This is a genomic window from Prolixibacter sp. DSM 2831 (assembly GCF_056493735.1).
The window spans coordinates 3126621-3141942 of sequence record NZ_CM151379.1; the positions used below are offsets into that span (position 1 = coordinate 3126621).

The following is a 15322-nucleotide window of genomic DNA, read 5'->3' on the forward strand; positions in this document are numbered from 1 at the left end:
GGCAATACAGTTGATTGTGGACAGCCTCGGCCTCAAATTCACCATAAACGAAAAATTGCTTCGCTAAACGCACAGAAAATTCAGCATCAAAGGATAACTTATTATTAGCAAAATCATACAGATAATGAGACCGTCGCAAAACAGGTTTTTGAGACGGTCTCTTTTTTATCAGGTAAAATACCGGAACAAAACACCTCCGGTTATTCAATGTTGTTGAGAGTGGAGATGAACAGTTACAATTCAAGTTTCTGTTTTTTTGGAAAGTTGACTGAAGGTCGTTCACCGTTTGACTATTCCTCAGAGATAAAAACAGGTAAATTCTGGATGCTAAACTCTCTTAACAAAACGCCAGTCATTTCATGATATTTAACAGACCATTTTCCTCATTTTGGTTTGCCCAGATACTGAACGAGTTCTTCAAAAAACTTTTTAGCCATCTTCATATTTCCTTTATCATTCGGATGGTATCTGTCATAGGGAACCCCAGGATATCTGCGCCCCCACATATCTCCGCCTCCGTATGGTGGTTTGGCCGTAGGATCTGGAATGCTATCACTGTAATCCAGTCCTGCTCCATTTTCCATGTCCACCATAATAATTTTTATTTTGTCAGTTATCCGGTGAGCTACTAACCTGGAAACTTCTTCATTAAACCGGCTGGTTGGTACTGAATCTTCCAAATAAAACCGTTTGATGATTTTACACAGAAATACCGTTATCGGATGGTTATTTTTGACCGAATACGCATTAATCATATCCAGCATGTCCATAACTTGGCGGGGTTTCTGTGCCCAGTCTCTGCCATTGGTACCCACATGAACCAGGAGAATATCAGGCTGATATACGGGCAATGCCTCTTGAACCTTTTCGGTAATCGCAGGGATGGTCCAACCCGGATAGGCCTCGTTATTCCAATCATACCAATTCGGGTCATCTTTCGGCCGCTTACCATGATCCTGTGAACCAACAAAATCGACGTTATAGCCTGCTTTGACCAACATCTCATACAACGCTTTCCGATAGCCGGTCCTTTCCGCTACAGACGGATAGTGATAATGTTCTCCCGCTGTAATGGAATTCCCCACAGGCATAATTTTGATTGGTTTTGCTGCTTTTAGGTTCAGACCGGCAAGCAGCAGAATCAAAAACAAAATAAAACTCAACCCCGCGGTAATGACTTTTGTTCTCTTCTCAGCGAAAAATAGTGGAAAAGAACTACGACACAGCAAAGTACCGGCATTTTTGTTCCTATATGGCATGATGAATTTTTGTTTAAGACTTGGCTGATGATTTCTGCCCAACTTCGCTACTACTACTTTTCAGACCATTCGCTTTTTAATAGAAAATAAAATGCGCTGTTTATGGAATTAGGTTTGGTTTTCAGTATTCTAATTATATACTTTTGTTTAACCAACTAGTTGACAGATACGTTTCCAACATCTTCTTGTACAAGCCATTTTCGGGCATCTGGTAGTTCTGTCGTTATATGGCAGTTGATAAAATCAACCTTATCTGTATGTCTAATAAAAAAACCATAGGCATTTGTAATCCCAAATTTGCTTCCTTCCGGGTATTTCCCATCATACTCCATAACCGTTTGGTTGGTGGTATTTATCCCACCTTTTAACGCTAGATTTAAATTCTCAAAAGTTACATTCTGAATATTGTGCCCTTTAATCCCCGTGATTATAGAAGGATATTGTTGTGTAAATCCTTTGCCACTAATATTTTTAAACTGGATATTGGAAATGCTTCCTATTCTTGGTTTTCTTCCCGGAACCGTACGTTTTCTATTTGCCAGGAGCATAAAAATGGCTTGCCCTGAATTTGATATCTGACAATCGCTGATATTGATATTATCAAGCACAGCGCCATCCATCGATTCGATTACCAGCGCCGAATTTTGATGTGCATTTTTCAGGATTAATCCGGAAACGTCAAAATTCATGAAGCTACCGATGCCATCTGTTCCAAGCTTAAAACAGTTTCCGGCATCTACATTCAGTTTGTCGATAACGCAGTTGCGAACGACAACATCTTTACAGCCATATTCGCTTCCGCTTTTAAAGCAGATGCCATCATCTTCGGATTTAATATTGCAGTCTTCTATATTCACATTATGGCAATCCACGATGTCTATCCCGTCGCGATTTGGTGTTAGTTTGCCGGTACGCACTTTTATATTGCGAATGGTAACACTATCAGATTCAATATACACCTGGGTCCAGCATCCTGGGTCTTTCATGGTAATGTCTGAAACCGTAATGTTTTTGGATCCGACAAATGCTAAAATTGAGGGTCTGTCTTTCTCAGTTCCCAGCTCCTTAACGTTCATCCACGGGGAATAATCTCCCTGACCGTCAATTTTACCTTTCCCCGTTATGGTTACATTTCGTACATGATTGCCGTAAATTAACCTACGTTGACAATCATGTAGCATTCGGTTCGGAAATTGGGTCTCAATCTTGTGATGAGGATATGCGGCTTCTGCATCTGATTGAATTCCCAATATTGTCGCAGCCGAATCTATTTTTAGGACCATATCATTCCCAAGCACTAATTGTCCTGTTAAGAAGGTTCCTTCTGAAAATAAAACGGTGCCCCCTGTTCCTTTACAAGCATCAATAGCTTTTTGAATGGCTTGCTGGTCGTTGGTTACTCCGTCTCCTTTTGCACCATAGTCATAGACATTGTAGATGTCTGTTTTTTTTTCAGCATTCGAACATTGAAATAAGATGGGAATTAAAAAAAACAGTAAATATTTATTCATCTCCTATGGTTCTTCAATTTTTTCGTTGTCATCATGTGTATTGCACATGAATGGAATATGCTTATCTTATATATTCGCTAATAACACTATTTCATTTTGTTAGTTTTCCCAAAGCCACTTCCATCGTTTTGCCCAATCCAGCAATGCTTCGTTTCGCCACTTTAGTATCGTTTTAGCTCCTTGCCATTGCCCGTCGAATAATTTCGGATCGGAGCGGTCGGTATACCAGTGGGTACCTAACTGATAATCTGCAGGTCCTGGTTTGCCCGGCCAATGGTCATCTACCACAAACGTACCTTCACGGGCCCAAAATCCCGGAATACCTGAAGTAATCGTATACGTTAATGTCTCGGCCTTCTTAGGCGCATATCTTACCCCATAGTTGCCATTGCCAAGGTAGAAACCTCCCCACTTTTGCCCCGCAACCTTCAGTGTAAAACAGGTGGAATCAGATGGAATTTCGATTTTCGGCCCCTTGAGGTGGAATTCCAGTACAGAATAAACCGGAACCGTATCAGCAATTGTTGTATTTTGGTTGAAAATAATCCGAGGACTGTGGTTCATCTTTTCAAAACTACCGCCCCAGCTTTCCCCCTCGGGATTGTTCGGCGCACCGTTCATCATATACAATACCGAGGGTGTATCCCCCATCTTGATCCGACCGTCGTAGTATCTTTTGAAATCTTTTCCTAAGTATCCCGCACCACGGATATAACGAGCGTAATAGTTATCGGTATTCAGGCTGTCCGGTACACCGGTATTGGAAAAGAAGCCCCTGTAGGAAGCATTCACCTCGATAAACCATAAATCAGGAAAATTTTCGGCAATATAGGCGTAGCTATTAACGCTCCATTTCTTGTTTGGCCCTCCAATCCAGTAAACTTTGATTTTACTCTGAATTTCCGGTGCATCATGCAATGCCTGAGCCAAATCGTCCAGGCCACCCCAGACCAACACCCAAAGTGGCCGATCGCTTTTCCTTTTCGCACATTTGATAATCCAGTCTGAGCCCTCGCTGGCCTTGGAGTATCCAACGTACGGTGCTCCCCCGCGACGCCCCTGCTTGGTCACAGATCTCAGGTATTCGGGTGATGGAAAATCTTTCCTGTGTTTCCGAAGCTTGGGCAGATCCTTTTCATAGAGACCGATCGCTCGCAAAATCTGGTTTTCATTACCATATCCATAGGAAGGAGAAGAAACGAGCCCCTCAATATCAAACATATTACTATACATCAGCAAGTGAATCATCGATTGATTATCATCCGGATCTGTACCTCCAATATCCGTGCTGATAAGCACCCGTGGCTTCTCTGACACCGGCTGCTGAGCAAACAGGGGAGCGCTACAAACTAAGAAACTAAAAATCAGTGCAATTCTATTCATGATCGGATAAATTTTATTTCAAAATATTTTTAATAAATTCTTTATCAATTGCTTATTAGCCGTCTGTTACTCTTTTTTATTTGACATACAGAATTCGACCTTCCGGATTGAACGTTACATGGACATTTTTATGTGACTTTGTCAGCCGAATCGTATACGTGACTACTCCCCCTCTGTCGGTCATATCTGCATCTCGTATATCATACTCTTTATAAGATTCATGGATGGTACTCATAATGGCAGACGGAACCTTAGATTCCGGAAGATCTTTATGATATTCCAATAAGTTTACTTTATCATCAAACAGAAAGACTGCAGCATCTCCGGCGATGATATAGTACTTTTTCCCGTTTTCTATTACGTATTTGGCTCTGTCAATTTCATCTAACGGACCGTAATTTGTGCGTATATATTCCATGATGGAAGCTGGAATCTCATCGTCTTTCAATTCTTTTCGATATTTAATCAAATGCCCCTTGTCATCAATCCAAAAATACCGGCGCTTTCCATCAATTTTGAATTCTATTTGATATTCGGTTCTCCCTCCTTCTTCAAATTTGTCCGCATCGCCCACGTCGAAAAAAGGTTCTTTAGAACGAATGGTTTTAAGAACAACCCCGGGAATTTGACTCACGTACAAGTCCTGGTGATATTTTAGGATCTGCCCTTTGTAATTTATCGTCACTTCGTTCAACTTGTCATTTACTTTACACCTCACTTCATAGTCGCCATCTTTTAGTTTCCAACGAATATCTTCCGCATTAGGAAACTTTAACTGAAAGGAATTCAAGACCACAGCGGGTATGTTTTCCTGACTAATACTCTGTGCTGCTGCGCTCATCCCCAAAAGGACGAAAACTAATACGTAAATCGTCTTCTTCACCTTTTCAAATTTTGTTGATACAAAGAAAAAACATGAACCTGTAATAAAATGGGAAACAATCTGGAAACAATCTGGAATTTCGTCGTGGCAAAAACAAATAATAATCAACTATTAACTAACGCTTCTCGCTTACTTCAAAGACATGTTTCCCATTGAACGAATAGAATAGCTTCAATCCAGATGCATCAGTTATGGCACGCACAATTGCCAGTCCCAATCCGGTTGAACCTATATCTGTTGAGTTTCTGGCAAAACGTTCAAACAGTTTATCATCCAGCTTCACTGATTCCTTACTTGTGTTTTCAATGGTGAATGAGGATGAAGAAAGTTTGACAAGGACCTCCCCTCCGCGTTGGTTATGGAAAATTGCATTTTTTACCAGGTTCATGACCAGAATGACTGCAAGGTTCTTGTTCATTTTAAAAACCCAATTATCTTCTTTTTGATATTCGATCTTAATATCCTGGTATTCCGTGTAATCTGAAAAATCCTGAATAATCTTGCTAAAAACTTCATCGAAAGAAACTTGTTCCACTGAAATGTATTGCCTGTTCTCAATTTTTGAAAACAACAACAGGGATTTATTCAGCCCTGAAAGTCGACGTAAGGTATCGATAATGCCACCAAGTTTCTGGATTTGATCTTTAGATAAATCCTCATCTCCGGCAAATAATTCGAGTTTATTAATTCCGATGGCCAAAGGGGTTTGCAATTCATGCGCAACATTCTCAATAAATTGCTTTTGGTTGTTAAAAATATCTACGTTGGTCCTTACCAGATTTGTAACCGAATCGTTCAACATTCGGAATTCCTCAATTTTTGTCTTAGTGGGTTCGGGAATGGCTCCCCTGTCCAGCCTGAACTTATTGAGGTAATTCAACAGTTGGTAGAAAGGTTCCCAGGTTTTCTTCAGGACAAAATTGTTGACCAGAATCGAACTGGCGAATAGCAGCAGGTACAACCAAAATAATGAGGTGGCGATTTTTTGAATTAATTTGGATTTATCTATCTCGTGTGAGATAAGCTTCATTTCATAATATTTCCCATTAGATGCAACAAAAGCGGTAGTCAACAACCTGGTTTGGTACGTCTTGTTTTTGAGGTTGGAAAAAACGACGGTATCTTTGTATGTATCCCTAACCTGAAGAGCAAACTCTTCATCTACCCGTTTTATGAGATAGTTATTTTCCTCAAAGGTATCCTGTTCAGCGATTAGAGAATCATCCTTTAATTTGTCGATGACCACAATTTTATAATCGGCAAGGCCTTCATCGATGGTCTTTTTAACTTGCTTAAGTACCTGATAATAGAACAGAATCGCCCAGAAACTGATCAGGACAAACAAAATCGCAGAAAGCAATGTTAATGTGTGATTAATGAGCTTCATTTCACAATCAATTTGTAACCCATTCCGTAAACGACATCGATATCAATCATGGCATCACTATTCCGTAGTTTTTTTCGCAAGTTCTTAATTTGCGAATAAATAAAATCAAAATCATTGGCCTGATCAATGTAGTCACCCCAGATATTTTCAGCAATTGCTGATTTACTGGCAACCCTGTTTTTGTTCATCATTAAGAAGACAAGAATATCAAATTCTTTACGGTTCAGATTGACAGGTCCATCATTCACCAAAGCCAATCTTTCTTCAACATTGATCTTCACATTTTCCAGCTCCAACATCTGGTGGTTATCTGCTCTTCGGCGGCGTATGACCGATTTTATCCGCGCATTCAATTCGGCCAGGTGGAAGGGCTTGGTCAGGTAGTCATCAGCCCCAAGGTCAAGCCCCTTTATTTTATCATCCAGAGAATCTTTTGCTGAAATGATAATGACACTATCTGCTTTTTCAATGGTTTTCAATTTCTGCAACAGTGCCAGACCATTTCCATCGGGTAGCATAATATCAAGAAGAATACAGTCGTAATCATAAGAAACAATCTTGTCCAAACCGGAACTAAAGGTCCCGGCCTCTTCTACTATATAGCCTTCATCCTGAAGAAATTTCCTGATTAGTTCCTTCATTTCGGGTTCATCTTCTATGACAAGGATTTTCATATAACTGAGTTTATCGTTGGTGAACAAAAGTCATATTGCCCACTTGAAATTTGACAACAAAACGGCCATAAAGTAATTCTGCGCACACAATGGCAAATGAACCGACAAGCTCAGCACATCATGCTGAAATGTATATTTTCGAATTTTCACGAGATTCTTTTGATTTAGCGTAAAAATGAAAGATTCTGGCTCGTTCCACCTGGAAAGTTTGCCAGTATCTTTCACTTTTTCAGAATAAAACCAATTGAATTTTCCCATTCAACTGCAGCAAAATTTTGATTTGTTAACCTGCATCATGCATTAGAAAATTTATTTCGCTTCCCGGACTATCTTATTCTCTGGTACGCTTTTGTCAAATTCTAAATGATCAGCCTTTCCTGTTATTTTTACCATTTCTTTTCCAGAATGATATTCCAGGTTGGTCAATTGAACATGACTTACATCGTTTAGCAGAATAGGTAGTTTCTCCGGGGCTGTTTCAGCAATTTTTAATTTGTTGATCGTTATACTGTCGCTAAAGGATATACTTGCTGGTGAACCAACTTTATTGGAGATGGTCAGGTTGTCAAATGTAATGTTTTTGGCATCCTTCACGTCAATCCCAAGCTTTCCTCCCAGTTCAATATTCTTAAATGACACGTGGTTAACAGGCATTTCTGGCAGCCCGATGATTTGAATAACATTGTGCTTTGCATATTCACATCGAATATTTTCATAGTGGATATTCTCCACCACAGGTGTTCCGCTGCTCACTTTCGGCTTCGGAAGCCTGTCCCCGCCGGAATAAAGCATATTAATCCGAATGGCTTCACGCTGAATGGTATCAGCAGATATATCTTTAAACCAACAATTCCGAATGTAAGCGCCCCTTCCCCTGTCGGTTTTTATCCGGATCACTCTGTCTGTGCCGTTGAATCGACAGTCATACGCGTATACATTTTCAACGCCTCCTGACATTTCGCTTCCGATGACAATACCTCCATGACCTCGCAACCCTTTGTTGTGACGGATCAGGATATTTTTGCAGGGCATTCCGATTCTCCGGCCATCTTTATTTCGCCCGGACTTTATGGTGATACAATCATCGCCTGTAGAAATGGTGTTGTATTCAATCAGTACATTCGTGCATGAATTGGGATTGATACCATCACCATTTGGGGTATGGCCATATTCGCCTTCGGTAAGGATATGAATGCCCCGAACAATTAAATCTTCACAGAAACTGGGATTGATCGTCCAAAAAGCACCATACTTGAAGGTTACTCCTTCCAGCAGGACATGTTGGCAATACAGTGGGCCAAAAAATACGGGGGGCAGATAATTATCCAACGAATTAAAATGCCTTTCCTTTAGAGGAACCTCATTTTCATTCATTTCAATTAATTTACGATTGCCAAATCCCGGTTTTTTACGCTGTTCCCACCAGGGTTTCCCCTGTCCGTTCAATACTCCTTTACCTGTAATCGCAATATTTTTCTGCTTAAACGCATAAATGAAAGGTGAATAAGCATACACTTCCGACCCTTCAAAATTGGTCAATACTTCTGGCAAATAATCGTTGAAATCCTGACTGAAAAGTAGTTCGGCTCCTTCGTCCAAATGAAGGTTGATGTTGCTCAATAACACAATGGGGCCTGTTAACCATTTACCCGGAGGAACAACCACGGTACCGCCACCAGACGCTGATAGCTCTTTAATCGCTTTGTTGATAGCTTTCGTATTTTTAAATTCGCCCCCCTTCTTTGCCCCAAAATCGGTAATAGTTACAGATTTATCAGGGAAATGTGGCCTATGAAAATCGAATTCCCCGAAAGGTGTAACGAACGGCTCGATCTTATTGGGAACCTGTGCCCATGCATGTTGGCACAAGCCTACTAATACAATTTGTATCAGTACTAATTTTAATGTTGATTTCCAGTTCATAATGATTGTTTCTTTGTTTTTAGCATATGTATCACACTATGGATTCCTCTGGTCTTTAGAAGAATCTGGCCACAAGACCTTAACTACTTCTCGGGCCATTCGCTTTTTAATAGAAAATGAAAGGCACTGTTAATAGAATTGGGTTTAGGCTTCACTATGATGAACTTGTCATTTTCTAATAGGCGTATCATTTCGGCACCGGCGTAAAGTACCGGACCATAACCATGAGTGGCGTAAATGCTTCTGCCCCGATAGTAATAATAGGTATTGTCGCTTGCAAAAGTAGTTCCTTCACAGGTTCCGTCTACAGCCCCGTTTTTTAAAACGCGTGTATTGACGGCATTCCAGCCCATTATCGCAACCGGTCCGTACACGTGACTAATCCATCCTTCATTGATCCCTTTGGCAATACAATACGTAAAAATGGCTGTACAGGATGTTTCCAGATAGGTATCATTTTTGTCCAGTAAATTATGCCAAAAACCGGTGCCATCCTGAAGATGAGCCAAAGTACGAACCATAGAACGGAACAAATCCAAAACCTTATTGCGGCCAGGGTAATTCTCAGGTAAGACACTCAAGACTTCAGACATAGATAAAATTGCCCAACCGTTTGCACGTCCCCAGTAAAAGCGAGGATCATACTCTCCGGAGTTTTTATTCCATCCGTGATCAAACAATCCAACTGAAGGGACATACAGTCTCTGAGCCATTTGGAGTATTTGTCTTACTGCATCATCGTAATATTTATGATCTCCGGTAAGTTTACCCATATTCACCAGGAAAGGTACACTCATATACAGATCGTCTGCCCAAACCGATACATACTGTGGACGGTGACGTGCAAGTGTACCATCTTTCAAACGGAATTGCCTGTTGGAAATATAATCGGCAATGGTGTCTATCAACGGCAAATAATCCTTGTTCTTATTCTTCAGATAGGTCTTGATCATCGCCGCACCGATTGACCCGCAGTCGTCCAACGCCTTAAAATTGGGAGTTCTGCCCCAACCGCCCCGGGCTTCTTTACCGAATACCTCATGGTTCTTCTCAAAATAGGGCAGGGTTTTAACTACCAGATTAAAAAAACGGGTATTGTCGGCAAAATATGTCGAGTCACCTGTCACATCATCAATGTATTCGAAAGCAGAAAGAACCACTCCGTTGGTATAAGACCATTCGCCGGCAAATCCTTCTGAAACGCGTGCATTCTTGTTCGGCGTGGTAAAATCAGTAATCTCTTTTCCTGTTTTTGAATCGATAATTTTCAAATCGCAGGTCGAATCATAATAGTTCCGCACCCGGTTTAATACTCCTTTAATACTATCAACTGATGGATAGGTGTAAGGAACAGGATAATCCGGAACTCGGCTCTCTGTTTTTTCCTGTGCAAACAGGTTTGAGGTATTTAGTGAAATGCAAACGATAAGCAGCACCCATTTGTACAAGCTCATCCGTTTTCTGCAATTTGGCGCATCTTTAACTACGGAACGATAAATCCTCATTTTACTTAAAGTTTTCATATTTACTGTATGTTTGATTTAAATCTATTCAACCGTAACGACCACACGCTGGTAACGGGTCAGTTGCGGAGTACCGTTATCTTTCACTTCACAAATCACATGAATGGTTTCGCCCGGAGCAGCATCTTCGGGTACTTTGAATGAAGCATCCCGCTGATCGGCATTTTGAATATCGATGACTCCGCCATAGGTATCTGCTTCTTTATATTCCCACCATGTGTAGCTTAATTGATCGCCATCCGGATCGGTTGTCCCTTTAGCGCTCAGTTGAATTTTGCTACCGGGTTTTGCCTTTATGTCAAGAGCATTGGCCAGTTGAACAACCGGAGGATGATTGGCATCTTTGAAGGGCTTTACACACCATTCAGCGCGTGCTGCAAAATCGTTTTGAAATGCATCCGACCATCTCCAGATGGGTTTAAAATATTCTTTGAATGCTTCGCTTGTGGATGATGTTAAACCTGCTTTTTCACTCATCCTCCCCCAACCTGAGCCTCCATACCAGCGACCTTTTGGATATTCATAGCCTTTAACCGGTACAGAATCAAGCCAGGTATTCTCGCGTACCCTTACATAGCGGCCGCCCCAGCCGCCCCAGTCCGGCGATTCAGTACTGCGCAATCCGGTTGGAATCTCATATATAAAAGCGGGTGAATCACCTTCGGAACGGAAATCTCCTTTGTCAAAACCGTCCTTATCACCCGTGTGCGCCTTGTAAAGCGAACACAAAGGCCCATGATTTTGCAGGATATGTTTGTTCATCCATGCAGCATCAAAATACTTTTGCATGTTTTCAGGCTGAATATTTTTCCACCGATAGGCTATGGCCTCAAACTGGTCGGAAATGATGGTTGGAATATTATATTTCCCCCAGTGAGGGCGGATGTAAGACTGATAGGTTGAATCTTGTTCCCATATAAAGAAAAAGCGCATTTTTTTTGCGACTTCAGCCATTCGTTCAGGATGTTTCTCTTCAATGGTTTTCAGCGCCCGGGCCAGGGTATTTGTACCACCCCAGGCCTCTATCCAGACGGGTCGATTGTCTGATTTATTCAACAATACTTTTACAATTTGCTGTGACCCCGGTGTGATGGAATCCATCTCGCCTTCAGACGCCACATTTCCAAGGAACGAATGCGCTCTCAGGTACTCCGGCGTCGGGTAACCCTTACTGTTTTTAATCAGGTTGGGATAAACTTTTCCATAGGCATCAAGGAAGGGTTTCAACCAATCATCACCGGCCCACCGATGTCCATGAGAATGATATTGAGAACTTGTCGTAATAATTCCTTCGATATCGAAATCGTTTGCATAAAGCAGAAAACGCACCATGGAACATTGGTCGTCAATCTCAGCATCGGTTAAAACGATAACCCGTGGCTTTATTGGACTTACAAATGTATGTTGCGAACTGGAACACCCCATTATTATCGTAATCAGCGATAATAAGAATAGAAACGAAAAATTAGAGCGCATATTATTTATGTTTAGTTGTGTATGAAATATACCTTAGTCGTTCCCGATTAATTCAACCGACTGTAACTCTGCAGAACTTTCCCCACAGACACGGTAAACATGCCCGGTTCCAAAACCTCATGCATGTTCCGGTCGAAGAATTTCAGTTTGTCCAAGGTATTTTTTAAATCCACTATTTTTGATTCCCCTTTCGTCAGAAATATTTTCTTAAACCCTTTCAACTCCACCAATGTCTTCACACTGATTAACATTCAAATAGAAACTTTACCAAGAAAGACTTCATATATTTTTCGACGATTACGCAAAAGAACAGGTATAGCATAAGCTTTCCACTATGCTATACCTGTCCAAAAGACAATTAAATTAGGGTTGTGTTTGTAGTTGAACAGTAATAACCTGATCTAACGTTAAAACTTTGTCATAAATTTTTACCTGGTCAATCAGGCCCCTGAACATCCGCTGGTAACCATAATGGATGCACTCTTGATTGAATTGCCCGATAGCCAGATGACCAATACCCTGTCCGATAGGTCCGGCCGGATAAGGAAACTCATTATCCATGTAGGCTTTACTGACGTTGTCGCCAAAATAATATTTCAAAGTTCCACCATTATCATTCGCATCATAGGTGACGGCAAAAAACACCCAGTTTGAAGCACTGCCAAGCGGGTTGGTTGTTATCTTGGCACTACTTATCGCCGCTGACTTGTCTGGCCACTGGTTAATACCAGTATTGAGACTACCACCTTTCATATAAACGATATCGAAACCATCATGGCCACTATTAATCCATGAAACAACACGGTTCCCTCCCGAACCAGTTTCGTCTAATTTGTTATTAACCCAACCGGTCACCGTAATCTGAGTCATACCGGCCAACTCAGGTATCATTGTTGAACTATGAACGTAGTTATAAGTATCGTATTTTGTACCAAAATCGACTGAGTGGGTTCCGCCACTTCTCGGTACATTGTCCGACCATGATGGTATATTTGCACTCATGTCAAGGGCATCATACTGGGTAGCTAATGAACCGGAATTGTGAACGACTGTGTCCTGACCTTCATCGAAATTGTAGGCGAATAAGGGCTCCGGAACAGGTACAGGAGTATAATCTATTGGTGCAAAATCTGATTTATCATCAGCATTATCGACATATCCCGGAGGAGCCTCACATGCCATGATGATATCATTGGGATCGCCAAGGCCATCACCATCTTTGTCCGCATAGAATGGGCTCGCCTCTTCACATGGAAGATTATCATTGTTGTCAGTATTGTCGGCAACATAACCAACTGGCTGAATAGCGGAGTAGACAAAAACCAGTGGATTACCTCTTCCGTCCCCGTCCTTGTCCTCGTACCAGGCCTGCTTAGGGTTCCAGGGATTAGTCTTCGTACAACTAACCATGGTAATACCAATTAAGGCGATGTACATTATTGCTAATATTGATATCTTTTTCATTTTTGTTTCATTTTTGTTTTGTACAAGATGCATTTTCCAGCAGCCGTTTTTCAAGCTTACAGTCTGAAATGCTTCAAATACCTGGCTTGAAAAACTGGCTAAATGGCTACAAGACAATTAATATCCAGGATTCTGGTCATCGTTAGTCAACCCTTCATTAAGCGTAATTGCATTTTCAGGTATCGGGCGCAGGTACCATTTGTCCTGGAAGGTAATGCCGTTTTTCTCAAAATCAACATTGTATTTTTCGAGCATGTACTTCAACATTTTTGTCCTTCTCAGCATGGGCCATCTTCCATCATATTCGCCCAGCATCTCTTTCCCTTTCTCCAGGAAGAGGGCTTCCAAAGCCGATTGCTGGTCGGTAGCGTTATCCAGCGCATTGGTCAGATCGGTTCCGTTTGGATCAATTTTGTTACCCGGACGATCAATCACTTTCTGCACCAGATCACGGGCTTCGGGAATCTGATTCAGGGCAATACAGGCTTCAGCTTTCAGAAAATAGGTCCCCGCAAGACGGGCCAGCACAATATCCCTGACGCTTGCACTGTACTCGAGAGTACTGTTCAACGCGTTCTCCGGGCAATCGAACTTCTTAAAGCCTGGTACACGCCCACTGGTACCACCCCAGGCCTGTTCGGCATATTTTTGCCGGTCGTTCTTCCAGATAGGGAAAAGAAGGAACCCACTCGCCAGGTCACGACCCGTCATAGTCTTCACTTCCTGTATATACTGAGCACTGTCTGCTGCTGTCAACTCCGTTTTGTTGGGATCCCAAATTACAGGGTTATAATACATCACCTGCTCTGTACCATCGGGGTTATAATAGTTAAAGTAAGGCTTGTACGTATACCACATAAAGTCATAAGCATAGCGTTCGTCGTTCTGCTGGAAACTATGGTGAATCTGGTAGGCCGGGATTAAGGTTTCAGTGGAGCGCTTCATTCCGAGACCCGCGCTTCCGCCATAAGATGCAAAGAGAGACGATTGTGTATTACCATCTTTTTGGACATCAGCGATCGAGTTCAGGCTGTACTGAACCGTAAAGATGAACTCTTTATTGTTTTCACCGGCCTCGTCCCAAAGTTTGTTATACGGGATGCTGATGTCTCCTTTACTGGAGATCACCGCATCGGCATAGTCCTTGGCTTTCTGAAAGTCGTCCGCCGAGCCCATATCCCATCCCCGGCTCAGGTAAACCTTGGCTAGGTAATGATTGACAACGTCCTTGTTTACCCTGCCTGGCGAGGCGCTGGCAGATACCTCGGTCAAGGCCTGTTCCATCTCGCTAATCACAAACGCATAACTGTCGGCCAAACTGGACCTTGGAATGTTTATTTTCGGGCTGTTGGTATATTCGTCACTGATCACGATCCCCCCAAACTGCTCAATCAGGATAAAATGATAAAAAGCCCTTAAAAAACGAAGTTCACCATCATACTGTGTTCTTTGAGCATCGCTCAGGTCTGTCGGCAGATCGTTGTAATACAGCCCTGCATTGGCAGCCTGGATAGCCTTGTAGCAATTGGTATAAAAGTCTTCTACATGACTTTCAGACGGGTCCAGGGACTGATAACGGGTCAGTGCCGCCAGGGCTACTGCATCTTCCGCCTTTGCTTCCTGGTAAAGGTCTGTCCCTGCCAGATCAAGAATCGGTGTAGTTCCGTAAATACTCCTCAGGTCGGAATAAGCAGCAGTCACCAGTGTTTTATATCCGTCTGCCGTACTGTAAAATTTATCATTGGTTATCCCTCCTTTGTTGTCCTCATTCAGAAACTTACTGCAAGAGGTGGCAAACAGCAGAAGGATGCTTAAGTATATAAATATTGACTTTTTCAT

At 41.9% G+C, this 15322-nt stretch carries 12 protein-coding genes; all 12 read right to left on the reverse strand.

Translation table 11 applies throughout. The annotated features are described in order from the left end of the window. Positions 1 to 383 precede the first annotated feature (383 nt). On the reverse strand, positions 384 to 1259 hold the full coding sequence (locus AC060N_RS12675) for an SGNH/GDSL hydrolase family protein (protein WP_479524122.1): 876 nt from the start codon (positions 1257 to 1259) through the stop codon (positions 384 to 386). Positions 1260 to 1414: 155 nt separating this feature from the next. Beyond that, entirely contained in the window at positions 1415 to 2770 is a 1356-nt protein-coding gene (locus tag AC060N_RS12680; protein WP_479524123.1) for a glycoside hydrolase family 28 protein, read from the reverse strand. A 99-nt stretch (positions 2771 to 2869) separates the two neighbouring features. Continuing rightward, positions 2870 to 4153: a nucleoside hydrolase-like domain-containing protein gene (locus AC060N_RS12685; protein WP_479524124.1), complete on the reverse strand. Its 1284-nt coding sequence runs from the start codon at positions 4151 to 4153 to the stop codon at positions 2870 to 2872. 76 nt (positions 4154 to 4229) lie between these two features. Beyond that, on the reverse strand, positions 4230 to 5036 hold the full coding sequence (locus tag AC060N_RS12690; RefSeq protein WP_479524125.1) for a PepSY-like domain-containing protein: 807 nt from the start codon (positions 5034 to 5036) through the stop codon (positions 4230 to 4232). Positions 5037 to 5151: 115 nt separating this feature from the next. Then, on the reverse strand, positions 5152 to 6423 hold the full coding sequence (locus tag AC060N_RS12695; protein ID WP_479524126.1) for a sensor histidine kinase: 1272 nt from the start codon (positions 6421 to 6423) through the stop codon (positions 5152 to 5154). Then, positions 6420 to 7097 carry a response regulator transcription factor gene (locus AC060N_RS12700; protein ID WP_479524127.1) on the reverse strand — a complete coding sequence of 226 codons (678 nt, stop codon included), beginning with the start codon at positions 7095 to 7097 and terminating at the stop codon, positions 6420 to 6422. Before AC060N_RS12700 ends, AC060N_RS12695 begins: the two co-directional genes overlap by 4 nt. Positions 7098 to 7406: 309 nt before the next feature. Further along, positions 7407 to 9020, reverse strand: a complete 1614-nt coding sequence (locus AC060N_RS12705) for a glycoside hydrolase family 28 protein (RefSeq protein WP_479524128.1) — start codon at positions 9018 to 9020, stop codon at positions 7407 to 7409. Between the two features lie 83 nt (positions 9021 to 9103). Continuing rightward, complete coding sequence (locus AC060N_RS12710; RefSeq protein ID WP_027586144.1) at positions 9104 to 10474, reverse strand: glycoside hydrolase family 88/105 protein; 1371 nt, start codon at positions 10472 to 10474, stop codon at positions 9104 to 9106. Positions 10475 to 10567: 93 nt separating this feature from the next. Next, positions 10568 to 12019 (reverse strand): DUF1593 domain-containing protein, encoded by a 1452-nt coding sequence (locus AC060N_RS12715; RefSeq protein WP_479524129.1) that lies wholly within the window; start codon positions 12017 to 12019, stop codon positions 10568 to 10570. Positions 12020 to 12066: 47 nt separating this feature from the next. Next, positions 12067 to 12270: a fibronectin type III-like domain-contianing protein gene (locus AC060N_RS12720; RefSeq protein ID WP_025865077.1), complete on the reverse strand. Its 204-nt coding sequence runs from the start codon at positions 12268 to 12270 to the stop codon at positions 12067 to 12069. A gap of 112 nt (positions 12271 to 12382) precedes the next feature. Continuing rightward, the gene (locus AC060N_RS12725; protein ID WP_479524130.1) at positions 12383 to 13429 is read right to left on the reverse strand and encodes a LamG-like jellyroll fold domain-containing protein; all 1047 of its coding nucleotides are present in this window, start codon (positions 13427 to 13429) and stop codon (positions 12383 to 12385) included. 171 nt (positions 13430 to 13600) lie between these two features. Continuing rightward, entirely contained in the window at positions 13601 to 15322 is a 1722-nt protein-coding gene (locus AC060N_RS12730; protein WP_479524131.1) for a RagB/SusD family nutrient uptake outer membrane protein, read from the reverse strand.

Coding starts and splice junctions, on each gene's coding strand:
- AC060N_RS12675 (WP_479524122.1), bottom strand. CDS start 1,259: ATGCCATATAGGAACAAAAATGCCGGTACTTTGCTGTGTCGTAGTTCT.
- AC060N_RS12680 (WP_479524123.1), bottom strand. CDS start 2,770: ATGAATAAATATTTACTGTTTTTTTTAATTCCCATCTTATTTCAATGT.
- AC060N_RS12685 (WP_479524124.1), bottom strand. CDS start 4,153: ATGAATAGAATTGCACTGATTTTTAGTTTCTTAGTTTGTAGCGCTCCC.
- AC060N_RS12695 (WP_479524126.1), bottom strand. CDS start 6,423: ATGAAGCTCATTAATCACACATTAACATTGCTTTCTGCGATTTTGTTT.
- AC060N_RS12700 (WP_479524127.1), bottom strand. CDS start 7,097: ATGAAAATCCTTGTCATAGAAGATGAACCCGAAATGAAGGAACTAATC.
- AC060N_RS12705 (WP_479524128.1), bottom strand. CDS start 9,020: ATGAACTGGAAATCAACATTAAAATTAGTACTGATACAAATTGTATTA.
- AC060N_RS12710 (WP_027586144.1), bottom strand. CDS start 10,474: ATGAGCTTGTACAAATGGGTGCTGCTTATCGTTTGCATTTCACTAAAT.
- AC060N_RS12715 (WP_479524129.1), bottom strand. CDS start 12,019: ATGCGCTCTAATTTTTCGTTTCTATTCTTATTATCGCTGATTACGATA.
- AC060N_RS12720 (WP_025865077.1), bottom strand. CDS start 12,270: ATGTTAATCAGTGTGAAGACATTGGTGGAGTTGAAAGGGTTTAAGAAA.
- AC060N_RS12725 (WP_479524130.1), bottom strand. CDS start 13,429: ATGGTTAGTTGTACGAAGACTAATCCCTGGAACCCTAAGCAGGCCTGG.
- AC060N_RS12730 (WP_479524131.1), bottom strand. CDS start 15,322: ATGAAAAAGTCAATATTTATATACTTAAGCATCCTTCTGCTGTTTGCC.